Below are 18,641 nucleotides of genomic sequence, written 5' to 3' on the forward strand. Positions count from 1 at the left end.
GGAAGGCCGTGCTGCCGGAGGACCGCAGTGGTGCAGGCGGGCGATGAAGCGACGGCGGCGTGACGGCCCCCAGGTCCGCGTCTCGGCACGGGGCAGGGGGCGGGCGTCGCGCGGGTCGCTCATCGAGGGTCGCGCGCGGCAGCGGGCGTCATCGCACCCGCAGGCCCGGCACGGCGCCGGGCGTGGGCTCGAGCAGGTAGAGCCCGGGATGGGTCTTCTCGTCGGCGTGCGACGCGGCCAGCACCATGCCTTCGCTGAGGCCGAACTTCATCTTGCGCGGCGCCAGGTTGGCGACCACCACCGTGAACTTGCCGATCACGTCGGCCGGCTTGAACGCCGACTGGATGCCGCTGAAGACGGTGCGGTGGCGGCCTTCGCCGACATCGAGCGAGAGGCGTAGCAGTTTGGTGCTGCCCTCGACGAGTGCCGCGTCGACGATCTGCGCGAGACGCAGGTCGATCTTCGTGAAATCGTCGATCGTGATCGTCGGCGCCAGCGCCTCGCCGCCGGGAACGGCTCCCGCTCCCGCCGCCGCGGGAGAGGTCTGGGGCGAGGGCTCGGCCGGTGGCTCGAACAGCGCATCGAGCAGCTTCGGGTCGACGCGCTGCATCAGGTGCTTGTATTCGCTGATCGCGTGCGCGCCCAGCAAGCGGCCGGCGTCGGCGAAGCGCATCGGCTCGACCTTCAAAAACCCTTCGACCTGCGCCGCCAGCGCCGGCAACACCGGCTTCAGGTAGATCGTCAGCAGGCGGAAGGCCTCGATGCAGGTGCTGCAGACCTGCTGAAGGCGTGCGTCCTGGCCAGCCTGCTTGGCGAGCTCCCAGGGCTTGTTGGCGTCGACGTACTCGTTCACACGGTCGGCCAGTGCCATGGCCTCGCGCAGGGCCTTCGCGTACTCGCGATCCTCGTACAGCCGCGCGATGTCGTCGCGCGCAGCCTGCAGGCCTTCGAGCAGCGTGCGGCTCTCGGCCGGCAGCTCGGCGGTCAGCCGGCCGTCGAAGCGCTTGGACAGGAAGCCCGCCGCCCGACTGGCGATGTTGATGTACTTCCCCACCAGGTCGCTGTTGACCCGCGCGACGAAGTCATCCGGGTTGAAGTCCACGTCCTCGACGCGGCCGTTCAGCTTGGCCGCGATGTAGTAGCGCAGCCACTCGGCATTCATGCCGATCTCGAGGTAGCGCAGCGGCGAGATGCCGGTGCCGCGGCTCTTGCTCATCTTCTCGCCGCTCACGGTGATGAAGCCGTGCACGAACACGTGGTCCGGCGTGCGCCGGCCGCTGAAGTGCAGCATCGCCGGCCAGAACAGCGTGTGGAAATAGGTGATGTCCTTGCCGATGAAGTGCACCTGCTCGGTCTTCGGGTCGGCCATGAAGGCCTCGAAGTCCAGCCCCTGCTTGTCGAAGTAGTTCTTCAGCGAGGCCAGGTAGCCGATCGGCGCGTCGAGCCACACGTAGAAGTACTTGCCCGGCGCGTCGGGAATCTCGATGCCGAAGTAGGGCGCGTCGCGCGAGATGTCCCAGTCGGCCAGACCGCCGTGGCCCTGCTCGTCGGTGGCGAACCACTCCTTGATCTTGTTCAGCACCTCGGCCTGCAGGCGCGGCTGGCCGCTGATCGGCGCGCTGCCGTGGGTCCAGTCCTTCAGGAAATCGAGGCAGCGCGGCGAGCTGAGCTGGAAGAAGTGGTGCTCGCTGGTCTTCATGACCGGCGTTGCGCCGGTCAGCGTGGAGTACGGGTTCTTCAGCTCGGTGGGCGCGTAGACCGCGCCGCAGACCTCGCAGGAGTCGCCGTACTGGTCCTTGGCGCCGCACTTCGGGCATTCGCCCTTGATGTAGCGGTCGGGCAGGAACATGGCCTTCACCGGGTCGAAGAACTGCTCGATCTCGCGCGTGAAGATCAGCCCGTTCCTGCGCAGCGCCCGGTAGGTGTCCTGCGCGAGCTGGTGGTTCTCGGGGCCGTCGGTCGAGTGCCAGTTGTCGAAGGCGATGTGGAAGCCGTCGAGGTAGGGCTTGCGGCCGGCGGCGATGTCGGCCACGAACTGCTGCGGCGTCTTGCCGGCCTTCTCGGCGGCGATCATGATCGGCGCGCCGTGTGCGTCGTCGGCGCCGACGAAGTGCACCGCGTGGCCCTGCATGCGCTGGAAGCGCACCCAGATGTCGGCCTGGATGTACTCCATGATGTGGCCGATGTGGAAATGCCCGTTGGCATAGGGCAGGGCGGTGGTGACGAACAGCTGGCGCGGCATGGGAACGGGGCCGGCGGGGGCCGGCAGGGACAATGGCCGAAGAAAAAGATTGTAGGTCTGGCCCCCGATAATCCGGCCCTTGCCCGGCTTCCGCCGGCCTGTCGATCCGGCTTCCGCTCCGCATGAACCCGCTCCTGCCGCCTCACCGCACGCTCCGTCCCACTGCCCTGCGGTCCGCCGTCGGGAGCGCCTGAATGCCACGCGGCCTGTACGTGGCGTGGCGCCTGCCGCTGGTGTTCTGCGGCCTGCTGGCGCTGCTGGTCGGCATGCTGCTGATCGGCTGGCGCGACTACGCGGCGCTGCTGCAGTCGCAGGAGTTGCGCCTGCGCAGCGAACAGGCGATCGCGGTGCTGGCCGAACTCGACCGCCTCGCGGTGCCGCCCACCGAGATGGCGCTGTGCGTGGCCGTCGGGGCGCCGGTGGCCTCGGCCCCCGAAGGCCGTCCGGACGGCAACCCCTGGAACGAACCGCTGGCGCGCCTGCGCGGCCTGGTGGCGGACAACCCCTCGCAGGTCGGCCGCGTCGAGTCGCTGACGATGGCGCTGCGTGAATGGCAGCAGCTCTACACGTTGCCGCTGCAGCAGGCCTGCACGGCTGGGCAGCGGCTGGGTTCGGCCTATGTGCAGTCGCTGTTCCGCGTGGCCGCGCCCACCCGGGCCCGCATCGCTGCCGAACTCGCCGGCCTGCGGCGCACCGAGGCGGGCCTGCAGGCCGAACGTGCGGCCGGCGGGCAGGCCGCGCGGGAAGCGACCGACAAGCTGATCGTGCTGGTGGCGGTGGTGGCCGCGCTGCTGGGTGTGGTGGCGCTGCTCGCGGTGCGCGGCTTCGCAGCCCAGCTCGCGGCCGCAGGCCGGCGCATGGAGCGCGAGGCCGACGAGCGCGGGCACGCCCAGGAACGCATGCTCGATGCCCAGCGCCGCCTGCGCATGGTGCTCGAGCACATCAGCGAAGCCGCGATCGCCTACGACGAGACCGGGCGCGTGCAATGGATCAACCCGGCCGGCGAAGTGATGTTCGGGCGCTCGCGCCAGGGCATCGGCGGACAGCCGATCTCGCTGCTGATCCCGTCGCTCGCCGAAGACCTGGACTGGCCGGTCACCCAGCCCGAGGCCGAACTCGACGGGCTCACCCCGTCGCCGTGGACCGTGCGCCGCGACACCGTGTCGGGCCAGCGCGCCGGCAGCGGCGGGGTCGAGGTGCCGATGGAGATCGCCCTGGTGCAGACCCACGTGGACGGCGAGCGCATCGGCATCTGCCTGTGCCGCGACCTCAGCGAGACCGAACGCGCGGTGCGCATGACGCACGCCTTCGCCGCGATGCTGGGCGACGCGCTGCGGCAGCCGCTGGCGCAGGTGCGCGATGCGCTGGCGCTGCTGCCGACGCTGCCGCCGGGCGCACTCGAGGCCCCGCTGCGCCAGCAGCTCACGCTGGCCTGGGGCCACAGCGAGCGCACCCTGGGGCTGGTCGACGACCTGCTGGAGCTCGAACGCCTGCGGGCCGGGCCGCGCCACGCCCGCGTCGTGCCCACCGACCTGGCGTCGGAACTGCGCGCCGCGGTCCGTGCCGCCCAGGTGCGGGCGCGCCGCCAGCAGGTGCGCCTGCTGCTGGAGCCGCCGGACGGCCCGCTGCCGGTGCAAGCCGACACGCGCGACCTGGGTCGGCTGCTGTCGCGCCTGCTGACGCTGGCGACCGACGCCTCGCCGGCCGGCGGCGAAGTGCGGGTGGCGGCTTCGCTGCGCGGCGACGCGGTCCGGGTGGAGCTGTTCGACGACGGCCCGGCGCTGCCCGAGGGCTATGCCGAGCGGGCTTTCGACCCCTTTGCGCCGCCCGAGCCGGCCCAGGGCCGACCCGGCATTGGCCTGAGCCTGGCGATCTGCCGCGAGCAGGCGATGCAGCTCGACGGCCACGTCGGGCTCGCGCCGGCACCGTCCGGGCCGGGCGCGCTGTTCTGGATTTCCCTGCCCCTGCGGCCGACGGGGCCCTGAAGTCGCGCACCGGTTTGCGGGGCAGGGCTCGGCTAGACTCGGCCGCGCCTTTGCACACCATTTCATAGACCCATGACCTCGCTCCTGAACGACGCCGCCGTGCTCGCCGCGCTGAAAGCCGTCGTCGATCCGAACACCGGCCGCGACTTCGTCTCGACCCGGCAGCTCAAGAACCTGAAGCTGGAGGGTGGCGACGTCGCGTTCGACGTCGAACTCGGCTATCCCGCCAAGAGCCAGATCGCGGCGCTGCGCAAGGCGCTGATCGCCGCCGCGCGCGCCGTGCCCGGCGTCGAGAACGTCAGCGCGAACCTCGGCGTGAAGATCGTCTCGCACGCGGTGCAGCGCGGCGTGCAGTTGCTCCCTGGCGTGAAGAACATCGTCGCGGTGGCCTCGGGCAAGGGCGGCGTGGGCAAGAGCACCACCGCAGTCAACCTGGCGCTGGCGCTGGCCGCCGAGGGCGCCAGCGTGGGCGTGCTCGACGCCGACATCTACGGTCCCAGCCAGCCGATGATGCTGGGCATCGAGGGCCGCCCCGAGAGCGCCGACGGCAAGAGCATGGAGCCGCTCGAGAACTTCGGCGTGCAGGTCATGTCGATCGGCTTCCTGGTCGACGCCGACAGCCCGATGATCTGGCGCGGCCCGATGGCCACCCAGGCGCTGGAGCAGATGCTGCGCCAGACCAACTGGCGCGAGCTCGACTACCTGATCGTCGACATGCCGCCCGGCACCGGCGACATCCAGCTCACGCTGTCGCAGAAGGTGCCGCTGACCGGCGCGGTGATCGTCACGACGCCGCAGGACATCGCGCTGCTCGACGCCCGCAAGGGCCTGAAGATGTTCGAGAAGGTCGGCGTGCCCATCCTCGGCGTGGTGGAGAACATGGCGGTGCACGTGTGCTCGAACTGTGGCCACACCGAGCACATCTTCGGCGCCGACGGCGGCCAGAAGATGAGCACCGAGTACGGCGTCGACTACCTCGGCGGCCTGCCGCTGAGCATGGCGATCCGCGAGCAGGCCGACGCCGGCCGGCCCACGGTGGTGAGCGACCCGGACGGCGACATCGCCGGCATCTACAAGAGCGTGGCCCGCAAGATCGCGATCAAGATCGCCGAGAAGGCCAAGGACTACTCGTCCAAGTTCCCGACGATCAGCATCTCCAAGACCACCTGAGCGGAGGCAGCACGCGCATGAACGGAAGCGATCGCCCGTCAGCGCGACCCTCCGTGACCGTGGCGGTGGTGATCGAGCGTGAGGCGCAACCCAACCGCTGGGAAGACTGGCGCTTCCGGCTCGTCGAAGTGCTGCGCGACGACGACGGCGCGTTCGGCACCGCGCCCCGCCTGCTGCGTGACGACGGCCGCTTGGCACGCTGGCTGCACCCCGGCTTCACCATCGAGCTGTTCGCCGACGAATGCGAGGGCTACTACCTCAACCTCAGCTCGGGCGCGCCGGTGTGGTTCGTCGCCTGGCGCATCGCCGACGACGACCCCTCTCGGGCCTGGCCCGAGACCGTGAGCCTGTCGTACAACGAGGCCGGCCGCTGGCTCGATGCGCAGGAGCGCGTCGACAACCTGCCGCTGCCGCCCGACGTGACCGCCTGGTTGCAGGCCTGGAACGACGAGCACTACCGGCCCGAGCCCAAGCGCCGCAAGCGTCCGGCCTCCTTCCTGCCGCCGGAGCAGCGATGAGCGACGCCTCCGACGGCTTTCTGTCGCGCTGGTCGCGCCGCAAGGCTGCGGTGAAGGGCGGGCGGCTGTCGCCGGACGAGCCGCTGCCGACCCCCACCGCTGCGCTCGTCGAGGCGCCCGCCGCCGTTGCGCCGGCCTTGCCTGTCGATCCGGCCGCCGACGCCGAGGCGGCAGCGGCCGAACCACTGCCGACGCTCGACGACGTGGCGGCGCTGCGGCCCGGCGACGAGGTGTCGCGCTTCGTCGCGCGCGGCGTCGACGAGGACGTCAAGCGCGCGGCGGTGAAGAAGCTGTTCACCGACCCGCACTACAACGTGATGGACGGGCTCGACATCTACATCGACGACTACAGCCAGCCCGACCCGATCCCCACGGCGATGCTGCGCCAGTTGAACCAGGCCAGGTTCATGGGCCTGTTCGCCGCCGAGGAAGCGGCCGAAGTGCAGGCCGAAACCCAGGCCCGTGCTGCGGCGCAAGCGACTGCCACGCCCGCCCACCCTGCCGACGCGGTGCCTGTCGCCGAGGCTTCTCCATCCCCCTTTTCCCCTGCCGAGGACGCAGGCGCGCCGGCCCCCGCCGTCGCCGCCGTGCCCCACGCCCCCGATGAAGACCCTGATCTGCAACTGCAACCAGACGATGCCGCTGGACGGCCCGGCGCTGCAACGCGCGCTGGGACCGGCGGCCTCTGACGGCCTCGACGTCGTCCACACGCTGCTGTGCCGCCGCGAGGCCGGTGCGTTCCAGCGCGCCGCGAAATCGGGCGAGGACCTGGTGGTCGCCTGCACGCAGGAGCAGCGGCTGTTCCTCGAGCTCAACGCCGAGACCGAGGGCGCGCCCGGCGTGCAGGAGCGGCCGATCCGCTTCGTCAACCTGCGCGAGACCGGCGGCTGGTCGAAGGACGTGCGCGCGAGGCCGACGACGCTCACGCCCAAGCTCGCCGCGCTGCTGGCGGCGGCTCAGCTGCCCGATCCGGAACCGGTCGCCACCGTCGGCTACCGCTCGGCCGGGCGCTGCCTGATCGTCGGCCCGGCCGACGCGGCGCAGCGCGCCGCACTGCTGCTGCAGGACGCGCTCGACGTGTCGTTGCTGCTCACGGCGCCCGGCGGCACGCTGCCGCAGGCGCGCAGCCTGCCGGTCGCCGCGGGCCGGGTGACGGCGCTGACCGGCTGGCTCGGCGCCTTCGAGGCGACCTGGACCTCGACCAACCCCATCGACCTGGACCTGTGCACGCGCTGCAATGCCTGCGTCGAGGCCTGCCCCGAGTCGGCGATCGACTTCAGCTACCAGATCGACCTGGCGAAGTGCAGCGCCCACCGCGACTGCGTGAAGGTCTGCGATGCCGCCGGCGCCATCGACTTCCAGCGTGCGCCGGGCGAGACCACCGAGCGCTTCGACCTCGTGCTCGATCTCGGCGTTGAGCCGCTGATCGGTCTGCACCAGCCGCCGCAGGGCTACTTCCACGCGGCCGACGAGGCACAGCTCGTGTCCGCGGCGCTGCGCCTGCGCGGGCTGGTGGGCGAGTTCGAGAAGCCCAAGTTCTTCCAGTACAAGCACAAGCTCTGCGCCCACAGCCGCAACGAACGCGAGGGCTGCACCGCCTGCATCGACGTGTGCTCCGCACAGGCCATCGGCAGCCGGCGCAGCGAGAACGGACCGGAGAAGGGCGGCATCAGCGTCAACCCCAGCCTGTGCGTGGGCTGCGGCGCCTGCACCACCGTGTGCCCCAGCGGCGCGCTGACCTATGCCACACCCACGCCGGCGCACCAGGGCCGGCGCCTGCGCACGCTGCTCGCCGCCTACCGGCAGGCCGGCGGACCCAAGCTGGCCGGTGACGCGGCGCTGCTGCTGCACAGCCAGGGCGCCGGCGTGCAGCTGATCGACGCGCTCGGTCGCGCGGCGCGCACCGAGCCCGCGGTCCGCGGCGTGCCGGCCCGCGTGATCCCGGTCGATGTGTTCCACACGGCCTCGGTCGGGCTCGACCTGTGGCTCGCGGCCATCGCCCACGGCGCTGCGCAGGTGTGGGTGCTGATGACCGACGAGGAGGCGCCTGACTACCGCGCGGCGGTGGCGGCCCAGATGGCCGTGGGCCAGGCGCTGCTCGACGGCCTGGGTTACCGCGGCCGCCACCTGCGGCTGATCGAAGCGCGCGACGTCGCCGCGCTCGACGCCGCGCTGCAGGGCGAGCCGGCGCAGACCGTCGCGCAGCCGGCCGGCTTTGCGGTGCAGGCCGACAAGCGCGCCACGCTCGACCTCGCGCTCGACCACCTGCTGGCCCAGGCGCCGGCGCGGCCGGTGCCCGAGGCGATCGCGCTGCCGGCCGCGTCGCCGTTCGGCAGCCTGCAGATCGACACCGGCAAGTGCACGATGTGCCTGAGCTGCGTGGGCGCCTGCCCCGAGAGCGCGTTGGGCGACAACCCCGAGCGCCCGCAACTGCGCTTCACCGAGAAGAACTGCGTGCAGTGCGGGCTGTGCGTCGTCACCTGCCCGGAGGGCGCGCTGGCGCTGGCGCCGCGCCTGTGGCTGGCCGACGGCGGCAAGGCGCGCAAGCAGCCGCGCGTGCTGCACGAGATGCCACCCTGGGCCTGCGTGAAGTGCGGCAAGCCGTTCGGCACGCAGAAGGCGATCGAGGGCATGCTGACGAAGCTGGCGGGCCACTCGATGTTCCAGGGCGCGGCGCTCGAGCGCCTGAAGATGTGCGGCGACTGCCGCGTGATCGACCTGCACACCAACCCGAACGAAGTGAAGATCACCGACCTCTGAGCCGCGTGGCCGACAGGACCGCTCCCCGATGAAACCGCAACCGATCCAGTTCGCCACCCCGGCCGACGACCGCGAGGAACTCGCGCGGGCCGAGATCTACGGCCTGCTCGCGCAGCTGTTCGTCGCTCCGCCCGATGCCGCCTTCCACGCACAGCTGCGCGTGGCGCCCACCGAGGCGCCCACGCCCGGCGGCTTTCTCGAGCCGGCCTGGGGCGAGGTGGTGGCGGCCGCGCGGCGCGTGCCGCCGGATGCGGTGGCCGCCGAGTACGACGCGCTGTTTCTGGGCGTCGGGCGGGCCGAGATCTTTCTCTACGGCTCCTTCCATCTGGCCGGCGCGCTGAACGACCGGCCGCTGGTCGAGCTGCGCGCGGACCTGCGCACGCTGGGCCTGGAGCGCGCCGACGGCGTGAGCGAGACCGAGGACCACATCGCCAGCGTGTGCGAGGTGATGCGCTTCCTGATCGCCGGCGACGACCCCGAGATCTGCAACCTGGAGCAGCAGCGGCGCTTCTTCCGCATCCACCTGCAGACCTGGGCCGAGGCGCTGTGCGCTGCCATCGAGGCGCACCCGCGCGCCGACTTCTACCGCGCCGTGGCCGGTTTCCTGCGTGCCTTCGTCGAGGTGGAGACGCAGGGCTTCGACCTGATCGACTAGCGCCTCAGGCCGGCAGCGTCGTCTCCGGCAGTTCGCTGTAGAGCCGCACGCTGAACACCGCGCCGCGCGCGCCGTCGTCGCGGTTGGCCGCGGTCAGCGTGCCGCCGTAGCGCTCGATCAGGCTGCGGCTGATCCACAGGCCCAGGCCGGTGCCGTCGGTCTTGGTGGTGACGAAGGGCTGAAACAGCCGCGACTCGATCTCCGGTCCCAGCCCGGGGCCGCTGTCGGCCACGTCGATCTGCACGCCCTGCACGCGGCCGTCGGCGGCGTGCCAGTCGCGTGTGTGCAGCGACAGCGTGCCGCTGTCGGGCATCGCGTGCAGCGCGTTGATCAGCAGGTTGAGCAGCACCTGCTGCAGCTCCTGGCGGTTGATGGCGGCACTGGCCGTCGCCCGGTCGTCGCGCTGCACCGCGATCCGGGTGCGCGCGAGCTGAGGCCCGACCAGCAGCAGCGAGTCGTCGAGCGCGCGCGCCACGCTCACGCTGTCCACGTAGCCGGCGTATTCGTTCGGGCGCGCGAACTGCAGAAGTTGCGTGACGATCAGCCGCATGCGCTCGATCTGCTCGTCCACCAGCCGCAGCTCGGCGTCGACCTTGGCGGCGGTCTGCGGCCCGAGCAGCTCGCGGAGCAGGTCGAGGTTGCCCTGGATCACCGCGATCGGGTTGTTGACCTCGTGCGCGATGCTGGCGGTGAGCTGGCCCACGGTGGCCAGCTTCTCCGAGCGCAGCAGCTGCGCCTGCGCCTGCTCCAGGTCGCGCGTGCGCTCGACCACCTTGCGGTCGAGCTCGTCGCCCCAGCGCTGCAGCGCGCGCGTCTTGTCGTCGATCACGTCGAGCAGGTGGTCCAGGTGGGCGGCGAGCCGGCCGATCTCGTCGGGGTGGTGGCCGGCCGCGCCGACGCGCGCGTCGAGCCCACCGGCCTCGACCTGCTGCATCGTGCGCGCCATCTGCTCCAGCGGCTTGAAGATGCTGCGCGCCCAGCGCAGCGACACCACGGTGGCGCCGATCATCACGGCGAAGAAGATCGCGCCGATGCTCAGCAGCACGGCGTACTTCAGCCAGGTGAAGGGCCGTTCCAGGTAGCCGACGTAGAGCATGCCGACGCGCCGGCCGGCGCCGTCGGCCAGCGGCAGGTAGCCCGAGACGTACCAGTCGTTGACGACGAAGGCGCGGTCCAGCCACGGCTGACCGCCGCCGAGCACGGTGTCGCGTACCGCCTGCGACACGCGGGTGCCGATGGCGCGGTTCTTGGGATCGTCGCCGAACAGCCGCACGTTGGTGCTGATGCGCACGTCGTCGAGGAACAGCGTCGCGGTGCCGCGGCTGCCGAAGGGCAGCGCGCCTTCGGGGTAGACGATCTCGTTGATGTGGTCGATGAAGGGCAGGTTGCGGTTCAGCAGCACGCCGGCCTGCACGTGGCCGCGCAGCACGCCGCGTTCGTCGTGCACCGGCGCGGTGGCCAGCACGACCATCGCGCGGTCTTCCTGCGTGCGAGCCGTGGGCGCGGCGTTGCGCGTGCTCACCAGCGGCACCGCGACGCGGTCCTGCAGCGCCGGCGCGAGACGCGCCAGTTCGTCGGGCTGCAGCACCTCGATGCTGGCGCGTGCCCGGCCGCTTTCGGCCGCCGCCGCACGGAACGCCGGCGAGCGCCCGTCGGTGGCCGGGGCCGCGCCGAAGTCGGTGATGCGCAACGTCCCGTCGGGGGCGCGCAAGTTGATGAAATCGAGGCCTTCGCGGGCCTTGAACGCCTGCAGCAGCGTCACCCACGTCCCCGCGTCGGCCGACGTCGCCGCCGTGTCGTCGTCCAGCGCACGGTGCAGTGCCTGCGAGTCGGCCACGGCGGCGGCGCTGCTGCCCACCTCGCCGAGCACGCGCTCGAAGTAGCCCTGGGCCACCGCCAGGTCGCTGCGCACCTTGGTGATCAGCAGGCGGTCCAGCGCCACGTTGCCCCAGACCAGCAGCAGCAGGCCCAGCAGCGGCAGCACCACCACCAACGGCAGCAGCACCATCGCCAGCAGCTTGCTGCGGATCGGCAGCCGCTGGAAGCGCTCGTAGAACGTCATCTCAACCGCCCGGTGCAACCCGACGCAGCAGCAGCCGAACGTCGCTGCGCGAACCCAGCGGCCGCCGCGGATCCGGCTCCGCCGGTCCGCCAGCGGCGCCCCCTGGGGTGAGCGGCGCAGCCGCAACGGGGGGACTCAAGCGACTAGCCATTCGGCGCAGCGCCGCTCCAGCGTGCGGCGCGAGATGCCCAGCAACTCAGCCGCGCGCGTCTTGTCGCCCTGCACCGATTCCAGCACCGCGAGGATGTGCTGCTTCTCCAGCGTCTGCAGGTCGGTCGGGCCGGCGCTCGCGCCGGTGCGCGACGTAGTACCGCCGGGGTAGAGCGCTGACACGTTGAGCGCGCCCAGGATCATCGAGCGCTCCACCAGGTTGCGCAGCTCGCGCACGTTGCCGGGCCAGTCGTACTGCTGCAGGTAGGCCATCTCGGCCGGGCTGACGGCGATCGGCTCGACGCCGAGATGCGGCGCCAGCGTGGCGATGAAATGCGCCACCAGCTCGGCGATGTCGTCCTTGTGCTCGCGCAGCGGCGGCAGGCCGATCTCGACCACCTGCAGCCGGTAGTACAGGTCCTTGCGGAAGCGCCCGGCGGCCACCTCGTCGGCCAGCCGCCGGTTGGTGGCGGCGACGATGCGCACGTCGACCGGGATCTGCTGCTCGCTGCCGACCGGACGGATGCGGTGGTCCTCCAGCACGCGCAGCAGTGCAGCCTGCTGGGCCAGCGGCAGTTCGGCGATCTCGTCGAGGAACAGCGTGCCGCCCTGGGCGTAATAGAACAGCCCGTCGCGGCCGTGCGTCGCGCCGGTGAAGGCACCCTGGGCATGGCCGAACAGCTCGCTCTCGATGCGCTCGGGCGCGAGGCTCGCGCAGTTGACCGGCACGAAGGGTTCCGGTGCGCGCGGGCTGTGGCGATGCAGCGCGATCGCCGCCAGCTCCTTGCCGGTGCCCGATTCGCCCGACAGCAGCACGGTGCTGGCCACCGGCGCGGCGCGCTGCAGCGCGCGCCTGAGGTCCTGCATCGCCGGCGAGCTGCCCACCAGGCCGTCGAAGCCCTCGCCGCGCTGCGAGATCATGTGCTTGAGCACCCAGTTCTCGCGCTTCAGCAGCGTGCGGTCGAGGCCGTGCTTCACCGCGTTGAGGATCTGCGTCACGCGAAACGGCTTGAGAACCAGGTCGGAGGCGCCCGCGCGCAGCGCCTCGATCGCGGTGTCGAGATCGGCATAGGCGGTGATCAGCACCACCTCGCCGCTGTAGCCCTGCTCGCGCAGCTCGCGAAGCCAGGCGAGGCCGCTCTTCCCGGGCAGCGAGATGTCGAGGATCACCAGGTCGAAACGGTGCCGGCGCACCAGCGCGTCGGCCTCCTCGGCGCTGGCAGCGCTCTGCACGTTGCCGCAGCGCGGTGCCAGCGTCTTCTCGAGGAAGTTGCGCATGCCCTGCTCGTCGTCGACCAGCAGCACCGAGGCGCGCGGCCAGGCGTCGAGTCCGGGGGCGGGAGCGGGCAGGGCGGGGCTGGCGGGCATGGGGCGGCGGGCAAGGCGGGCAGGGAACGGCTGCGACTGTGGCACAGCCTCACGTTGCCCGCGCCGCGGGCCGGCGGCGGGCGCGCGCGACGTCGTGCGGCGGGGTGACGGCCGGACAGTGTCCGAGCCACTCCCTGGGACTTTCCCGCATCCTGCGGCCCATCGCGCTGCGACAGCCTGTCGCGCCATCGGTGGTCAAGCTGTCGATCTCCAGGGGCGGTGCGCGACAGGCTGGCGCGGGCTCCGCGCTGCTGCACTGCAGCGTCCTTCCCGGGGCTGCTGCTGCGGGGTTTCCCTTTGCGCAGTCACGCACGGCGTGCAAAAGCCAGGGCTAACATAGGAATGGAATTGCCGAAGTCGGCGATCAGCTCGATGCCAAGGCACGCGCGCCCCACCGGGCGCAGAGACCCAGGAGTCAGCCATGAACGATCCGAAATCCAAGCTCTCGCGCCGCCACGTCGTGGCCGGTGCCGGCACCGTGGGGGCGCTGGCCGCTGCGGCGGTGGTGCTGCCGGGCGCACGCGAGGCCGAGCCCGCGGCCGCCGCGGCGGGGCCCCGGGCCGAAGCCGGCGAAGCCGCCGGCTATCGCCTCACAGCGCATGTGCAGCGCTACTACCAAACCACCAAAGTCTGAGTGCCGGAGGTCCCATGTTGCTCACGCGCAAGTCGCCTGATGCGGGCTCCGGCTCGCCTGCATCGTCGCTGGTCTCGAGCCTCTCGCGCGGCCTCTCGCGCGCCATCCCGACGATGGACCGTCGGTCCTTCCTGCGCCGCTCCGGCCTGGGCGTGGGGGCCGGTCTCGCCGCCGGGCAGCTGACGTTGGTGCGCAAGGCGCAGGCCTCGGATGCGTCCAAGGCCGAGGCGGGCCCGGGCAAGGTGGAGGTCAGGCGCACGGTGTGCGGTCACTGCTCGGTGGGCTGCGCGGTCGACGCGGTGGTGCACAACGGCGTGTGGGTGCGCCAGGAGCCGGTGTTCGACTCGCCGATCAACCTGGGCGCGCACTGCGCCAAGGGCGCTGCGCTGCGCGAGCACGGCCGCGGCGAATACCGCCTGCGCTACCCGATGAAGCTGGTGAACGGCAAGTACGAGCGCATCAGCTGGGACACCGCACTCGACGAGATCAGCGCGCGCATGCTCGAGCTGCGCAAGCAGAGCGGCCCGGACTCGGTGTTCGTGGTCGGGTCGAGCAAGCACAACAACGAGCAGGCCTACCTGCTGCGCAAGTGGATGAGCCTGTGGGGCAGCAACAACTGCGATCACCAGGCACGCATCTGCCACAGCACCACGGTCGCGGGCGTCGCGAACACCTGGGGCTACGGCGCGATGACCAACTCCTACAACGACATGCAGAACGCCCGCATGGCGCTCTACATCGGCTCCAACGCCGCCGAGGCGCACCCGGTGTCGATGCTGCACATGCTGCATGCCAAGGAGACCGGCTGCAAGATGATCGTCGTGGACCCGCGCTTCACGCGCACCGCGGCGCGTGCCGACGAACACGTGCGCATCCGTTCGGGCTCGGACATCCCCTTCCTGTTCGGCGTGCTGCACCACATCTTCAAGAACGGCTGGGAAGACAAGCAGTACATCAACGACCGCGTCTACGGCATGGACAAGGTGCGCGAGGACGTGCTCGCGAACTGGACGCCGGACAAGGTGCAGGAGGCCTGTGGCGTCGACGAGGCCACCGTGTTCCGCGTGGCCAAGACCATGGCCGACAACCGCCCCGGCACCATCGTCTGGTGCATGGGCCAGACCCAGCACACCATCGGCAACGCGATGGTGCGCGCCTCGTGCATTCTGCAGCTCGCGCTCGGCAACATCGGCAAGAGCGGCGGCGGCGCCAACATCTTCCGTGGCCACGACAACGTGCAGGGCGCCACGGACGTGGGCCCCAACCCCGATTCGCTGCCTGGCTACTACGGCCTGGCCGAGGGCTCGTTCAAGCATTTCGCCAAGACCTGGGGCGTGGACTTCGAGTGGATCAAGAAGCAGTACGCGCCGGGCATGATGACCAAACCCGGCATGACGGTGTCGCGCTGGGTCGACGGCGTGCTCGAAAAGAACGAGCTGATCGACCAGGACAGCAACCTGCGCGGCCTGTTCTTCTGGGGCCATGCGCCGAACTCGCAGACGCGCGGCCTGGAAATGAAGAAGGCGATGGACAAGCTCGACCTGCTGGTGGTCGTCGATCCCTTCCCGTCGGCCACCGCGGCGATGGCGGCGATGCCCGGCAAGCCCGAGGACCAGAACCCCAACCGCGCCGTCTACCTGCTGCCGGCGACGACGCAGTTCGAGACCAGTGGCTCGTGCACCGCGTCGAACCGCTCGATCCAGTGGCGCGAGCAGGTCATCGAGCCGCTGTGGGAGAGCCGCAACGACCACATGATCATGTACCAGCTCGCGCAGAAGCTGGGCTTCGACAAGGAGCTGACGAAGAACTACAAGCTGGTCGCCGGCAAGGGCGGCATGATGGAGCCCGAGCCCGAATCGATCCTGCGCGAGATCAACAAGAGCGTCTGGACCATCGGCTACACCGGCCAGAGCCCCGAGCGCCTGAAGGTGCACATGCGCAACATGCACGTCTTTGACGTGAAGACGCTGCGCGCCAAGGGCGGCACCGACAAGGAGACCGGGTACTCCCTCGACGGCGATTACTTCGGCCTGCCTTGGCCGTGCTACGGCACGCCGGAAATGAAGCACCCGGGCTCGCCCAACCTCTACGACACCTCCAAGCACGTGATGGACGGCGGCGGCAACTTCCGCGCCAACTTCGGTGTCGAGAAGGACGGCGTCAACCTGCTGGCCGAGGATGGCTCGTTCTCCAAGGGTGCGGACCTCACCACCGGCTATCCGGAGTTCGACCACGTGCTGCTGAAGAAGCTCGGCTGGTGGGACGAACTGAGCGAGCCCGAGAAGGCCGCGGCCGAGGGCAAGAACTGGAAGACCGATTCGTCGGGCGGGATCATCCGCGTCGCGATGAAGAACCACGGCTGCCATCCGTTCGGCAACGCGAAGGCGCGGGCCGTGGTGTGGAACTTCCCCGATGCGATCCCGAAGCACCGCGAGCCGCTGTACTCGACGCGTCCGGACCTGGTGGCCAAGTACCCGACGCACGACGACAAGAAGGCGTTCTGGCGCCTGCCCACCTTGTTCAAGACCGTGCAGGACAAGAACAAGGACATCGGCAAGGACTTCCCGCTGATCATGAGCAGCGGGCGGCTGGTGGAGTACGAGGGCGGCGGCGAGGAGACCCGCTCCAACCCCTACCTGGCCGAGCTGCAGCAGGAGATGTTCGTCGAGATCAACCCAGCCACCGCCAACGACCGCGGCATCCGCAACGGCGAGACGGTCTGGGTCCGCACGCCGACCGGCGCGCGCCTCACGGTCAAGGCGCTGGTCACCGAGCGAGTGGACCGCGAGACGGTGTGGCTGCCCTTCCACTTCTCGGGCCGCTGGCAGGGCGTCGATCTCGCGCCCTACTACCCGCAGGGGGCGATGCCGGTCATCCGCGGCGAGGCGATCAACACCGCCACCACCTACGGCTACGACAGCGTCACGATGATGCAGGAGACCAAGACCACGGTCTGCCAGGTCGAGCGCGCCTCTGTGTGAATTGGAGAGTTGACATGGCAAGAATGAAGTTCATCTGCGACGCCGAGCGCTGCATCGAATGCAACGGCTGCGTCACCGCCTGCAAGGCCGAGCACGAGGTGCCCTGGGGTGTGAACCGACGCCGCGTGGTGACGCTCAACGACGGTGTGCCGGGCGAGCGCAGCATCTCGGTGGCCTGCATGCACTGCTCCGACGCACCCTGCATGGCGGTGTGCCCGGTCGACTGCTTCTACCGCACCGACGAGGGCGTGGTGCTGCACGACAAGGACATCTGCATCGGCTGCGGCTACTGCAGCTATGCCTGCCCGTTCGGCGCGCCGCAGTTCCCGACCAACGGCACGTTCGGGCTACGCGGCAAGATGGACAAGTGCACCTTCTGCGCCGGGGGCCCGGAGGCCAATGGCTCCGAAGCCGAGTTCGAGAAGTACGGCCACAACCGCCTCGCCGAGGGCAAGCTGCCGGCCTGCGCCGAGATGTGCTCGACCAAGGCCCTGCTCGGCGGCGACGGCGACGTGGTCGCCGACATCTTCCGCACCCGCGTGCTGACGCGTGGCAAGGGCTCCGAGGTGTGGGGCTGGGGCACGGCCTACGGCAAGCCGACCGGTGGCGCGGCGCAGCCGGCCGCGGCCGAAGGCGGCAAGTCATGAGGCGGTCCCTGCCGCGTGGTCTGGCCCTCCTCGGCGCAGTGCTCCTGGCCGCCGGGCTGACGGCGTGCGCCGACAAGCCGCAGACGGCGTCCGGCCCCAAGAAGGGCGACAGCAAGCCCTGGGACGGCAGCACCGAAGCCGGCTACACGGCGCCGGACTGGAAGCAGGGCGACCGCGCCAGCTGGGAACAGCAGCTGAGGGCCCGCAACCAGCAGCAGAACGAGTACACGCGCTCGCGCTGATGGTGCGCGACGTCGAACACCGGCCGCAGCGTTGACAGGGGGATGCCGATGACACACACGATGCTTCGATGGTGGGCTGCCGGCTGCCTGGCATGGCTCGGCAGCGTGGCGGTGGCGCAGGGCACCCCGGTCGCCGACCCAGCCGTGTCGCCTGTTGCACAGGCCGCGCCGACCGCCCCGGCCGCCAGCGCGGCGGCCCTGGCGCTGCCCGACGCGAACGAGACCAACGCCCAGCGCGCCAAGACCCAGCCCTACAACAACGCGCCGTTCTGGCGTGCGGTGCGCGAGTCGGGGCAGCAATCGGGCATCAGCAACCTGCCGGGCGCCGAGAAGGGTGTGCTGATCCAGCAGTTCGTGCAGTACCCCGGCTCGCGCTTCACGACGGCGGGCGAGGCCTGGCGTGAGGTGCGCAACCGCTGGATCATTCCCTACGGCGGCGCGCTGCTGCTGATCGTGGTGGTGGCGATCGGCCTGTTCTTTCTGGCCAAGGGTCCGATCGGCGTGCACGCACCGGATACGGGCCGCAAGATCGAGCGTTTCACCTACTTCGAGCGTGCCGCGCACTGGAGCAATGCGGTGGCCTTCGTGGCGCTCGCGGTGTCGGGCGTGGTGATGGCGTTCGGCAAGTTCTTCCTGCTGCCGGTGATCGGCGGCACGCTGTTCGGCTGGCTGGCCTATGCGCTGAAGAACCTGCACAACTTCGCCGGACCGGTGTTCGCGGTCTCGCTGGTGATCGTGTTCTTCACCTTCGTGCGCGACAACCTGCCACGCAAGGAAGACCTGTTGTGGCTGGCCAAGGGCGGTGGCCTGTTCAACGGCGCCCACGTGCCTTCGCACCGCTTCAACGCGGGCGAGAAGCTCATCTTCTGGGGCGGCGTGTTTGCGCTGGGCATCGTGGTGGTGGGCTCGGGCCTGGTGCTCGACAAGCTCATCCCCGGCCTCGCCTACACGCGCGGCGACATGCAGATCGCCCACATGATCCACGCCGTGGCCACGGTGCTGATGATGGCGATGTTCCTCGGCCACATCTACCTCGGCACCATCGGCATGAAGGGCGCCTACCGCGCGATGCGCGACGGCCAGGTCGACGCCGCCTGGGCACGCGAACACCACGAACTCTGGTACGACGACATCCAGGCCGGGAAGATCCCCGCGCAGCGCACGCCGTCGCCGACACCGGCGGCCGGCACGCAGGGCGCGGCCGTGCAGTCCTGAACGGGAGCGAGA

Annotated in this window: 14 protein-coding genes; 11 read left to right on the top strand and 3 right to left on the bottom strand. The window is 70.6% G+C overall.

Annotated elements, in window-relative coordinates:
• Nucleotides 1–148 precede the first annotated feature (148 nt).
• A complete protein-coding gene (metG, locus tag MPE_RS05825) occupies nt 149–2,242 on the bottom strand; it encodes a methionine--tRNA ligase (protein WP_011828759.1) in 2,094 nt (697 codons plus the stop codon).
• A 194-nt stretch (nt 2,243–2,436) separates the two neighbouring features.
• Here metG and MPE_RS05830 point away from each other — a divergent pair, with 194 nt between their 5' ends.
• The 6 genes from MPE_RS05830 (at nt 2,437) to MPE_RS05855 (ending at nt 9,330) form a co-directional block, all read left to right on the top strand.
• The gene (locus MPE_RS05830; protein ID WP_011828760.1) at nt 2,437–4,227 is read left to right on the top strand and encodes a PAS domain-containing sensor histidine kinase; all 1,791 of its coding nucleotides are present in this window, start codon (nt 2,437–2,439) and stop codon (nt 4,225–4,227) included.
• Between the two features lie 72 nt (nt 4,228–4,299).
• Entirely contained in the window at nt 4,300–5,397 is a 1,098-nt protein-coding gene (apbC, locus tag MPE_RS05835) for an iron-sulfur cluster carrier protein ApbC (protein ID WP_011828761.1), read from the top strand.
• 17 nt (nt 5,398–5,414) lie between these two features.
• Nucleotides 5,415–5,915 (top strand): DUF3305 domain-containing protein, encoded by a 501-nt coding sequence (locus MPE_RS05840; RefSeq protein WP_011828762.1) that lies wholly within the window; start codon nt 5,415–5,417, stop codon nt 5,913–5,915.
• Nucleotides 5,912–6,604, top strand: coding sequence for a DUF3306 domain-containing protein (locus tag MPE_RS05845; RefSeq protein ID WP_011828763.1), 693 nt, complete (start codon nt 5,912–5,914; stop codon nt 6,602–6,604). The genes MPE_RS05840 and MPE_RS05845 overlap by 4 nt, the downstream gene beginning before the upstream one ends.
• Nucleotides 6,552–8,675, top strand: a complete 2,124-nt coding sequence (locus MPE_RS05850) for a 4Fe-4S dicluster domain-containing protein (protein ID WP_011828764.1) — start codon at nt 6,552–6,554, stop codon at nt 8,673–8,675. The genes MPE_RS05845 and MPE_RS05850 overlap by 53 nt, the downstream gene beginning before the upstream one ends.
• 28 nt (nt 8,676–8,703) lie before the next feature.
• Complete coding sequence (locus MPE_RS05855; RefSeq protein ID WP_011828765.1) at nt 8,704–9,330, top strand: TorD/DmsD family molecular chaperone; 627 nt, start codon at nt 8,704–8,706, stop codon at nt 9,328–9,330.
• A gap of 4 nt (nt 9,331–9,334) precedes the next feature.
• Here MPE_RS05855 and MPE_RS05860 read toward each other — a convergent pair whose 3' ends face one another.
• A complete protein-coding gene (locus MPE_RS05860) occupies nt 9,335–11,392 on the bottom strand; it encodes a sensor histidine kinase (RefSeq protein WP_011828766.1) in 2,058 nt (685 codons plus the stop codon).
• 135 nt (nt 11,393–11,527) lie between these two features.
• Nucleotides 11,528–12,910 (bottom strand): sigma-54-dependent transcriptional regulator, encoded by a 1,383-nt coding sequence (locus tag MPE_RS05865; RefSeq protein WP_011828767.1) that lies wholly within the window; start codon nt 12,908–12,910, stop codon nt 11,528–11,530.
• 421 nt (nt 12,911–13,331) lie between these two features.
• Here MPE_RS05865 and MPE_RS05870 point away from each other — a divergent pair, with 421 nt between their 5' ends.
• Genes MPE_RS05870 through MPE_RS05890 form a run of 5 tightly spaced genes read left to right on the top strand, consistent with a single transcriptional unit; the run spans nt 13,332 to nt 18,629 of the window.
• Nucleotides 13,332–13,544, top strand: a complete 213-nt coding sequence (locus MPE_RS05870) for a hypothetical protein (protein WP_041929558.1) — start codon at nt 13,332–13,334, stop codon at nt 13,542–13,544.
• Between the two features lie 14 nt (nt 13,545–13,558).
• Nucleotides 13,559–16,525: a formate dehydrogenase subunit alpha gene (locus tag MPE_RS05875; RefSeq protein ID WP_011828768.1), complete on the top strand. Its 2,967-nt coding sequence runs from the start codon at nt 13,559–13,561 to the stop codon at nt 16,523–16,525.
• A 14-nt stretch (nt 16,526–16,539) separates the two neighbouring features.
• Nucleotides 16,540–17,172 carry a formate dehydrogenase FDH3 subunit beta gene (gene fdh3B / locus MPE_RS05880; protein ID WP_011828769.1) on the top strand — a complete coding sequence of 211 codons (633 nt, stop codon included), beginning with the start codon at nt 16,540–16,542 and terminating at the stop codon, nt 17,170–17,172.
• The gene (locus MPE_RS05885) at nt 17,169–17,414 is read left to right on the top strand and encodes a hypothetical protein (protein ID WP_011828770.1); all 246 of its coding nucleotides are present in this window, start codon (nt 17,169–17,171) and stop codon (nt 17,412–17,414) included. The genes fdh3B and MPE_RS05885 overlap by 4 nt, the downstream gene beginning before the upstream one ends.
• Before the next feature lie 48 nt (nt 17,415–17,462).
• Complete coding sequence (locus MPE_RS05890) at nt 17,463–18,629, top strand: formate dehydrogenase subunit gamma (protein WP_011828771.1); 1,167 nt, start codon at nt 17,463–17,465, stop codon at nt 18,627–18,629.
• Nucleotides 18,630–18,641 lie beyond the last annotated feature (12 nt).

The sequence above is a fragment of the Methylibium petroleiphilum PM1 genome, assembly GCF_000015725.1.
Lineage (GTDB): Bacteria > Pseudomonadota > Gammaproteobacteria > Burkholderiales > Burkholderiaceae_C > Methylibium > Methylibium petroleiphilum.

What these genes read in the sequence shown, in the direction of transcription:
- metG (WP_011828759.1), bottom strand. Translation starts at nt 2,242, where the DNA reads ATGCCGCGCCAGCTGTTCGTCACCACCGCCCTGCCCTATGCCAACGGG.
- MPE_RS05830 (WP_011828760.1), top strand. Translation starts at nt 2,437, where the DNA reads ATGCCACGCGGCCTGTACGTGGCGTGGCGCCTGCCGCTGGTGTTCTGC.
- apbC (WP_011828761.1), top strand. Translation starts at nt 4,300, where the DNA reads ATGACCTCGCTCCTGAACGACGCCGCCGTGCTCGCCGCGCTGAAAGCC.
- MPE_RS05840 (WP_011828762.1), top strand. Translation starts at nt 5,415, where the DNA reads ATGAACGGAAGCGATCGCCCGTCAGCGCGACCCTCCGTGACCGTGGCG.
- MPE_RS05845 (WP_011828763.1), top strand. Translation starts at nt 5,912, where the DNA reads ATGAGCGACGCCTCCGACGGCTTTCTGTCGCGCTGGTCGCGCCGCAAG.
- MPE_RS05850 (WP_011828764.1), top strand. Translation starts at nt 6,552, where the DNA reads ATGCCGCTGGACGGCCCGGCGCTGCAACGCGCGCTGGGACCGGCGGCC.
- MPE_RS05855 (WP_011828765.1), top strand. Translation starts at nt 8,704, where the DNA reads ATGAAACCGCAACCGATCCAGTTCGCCACCCCGGCCGACGACCGCGAG.
- MPE_RS05860 (WP_011828766.1), bottom strand. Translation starts at nt 11,392, where the DNA reads ATGACGTTCTACGAGCGCTTCCAGCGGCTGCCGATCCGCAGCAAGCTG.
- MPE_RS05865 (WP_011828767.1), bottom strand. Translation starts at nt 12,910, where the DNA reads ATGCCCGCCAGCCCCGCCCTGCCCGCTCCCGCCCCCGGACTCGACGCC.
- MPE_RS05870 (WP_041929558.1), top strand. Translation starts at nt 13,332, where the DNA reads ATGAACGATCCGAAATCCAAGCTCTCGCGCCGCCACGTCGTGGCCGGT.
- MPE_RS05875 (WP_011828768.1), top strand. Translation starts at nt 13,559, where the DNA reads ATGTTGCTCACGCGCAAGTCGCCTGATGCGGGCTCCGGCTCGCCTGCA.
- fdh3B (WP_011828769.1), top strand. Translation starts at nt 16,540, where the DNA reads ATGGCAAGAATGAAGTTCATCTGCGACGCCGAGCGCTGCATCGAATGC.
- MPE_RS05885 (WP_011828770.1), top strand. Translation starts at nt 17,169, where the DNA reads ATGAGGCGGTCCCTGCCGCGTGGTCTGGCCCTCCTCGGCGCAGTGCTC.
- MPE_RS05890 (WP_011828771.1), top strand. Translation starts at nt 17,463, where the DNA reads ATGACACACACGATGCTTCGATGGTGGGCTGCCGGCTGCCTGGCATGG.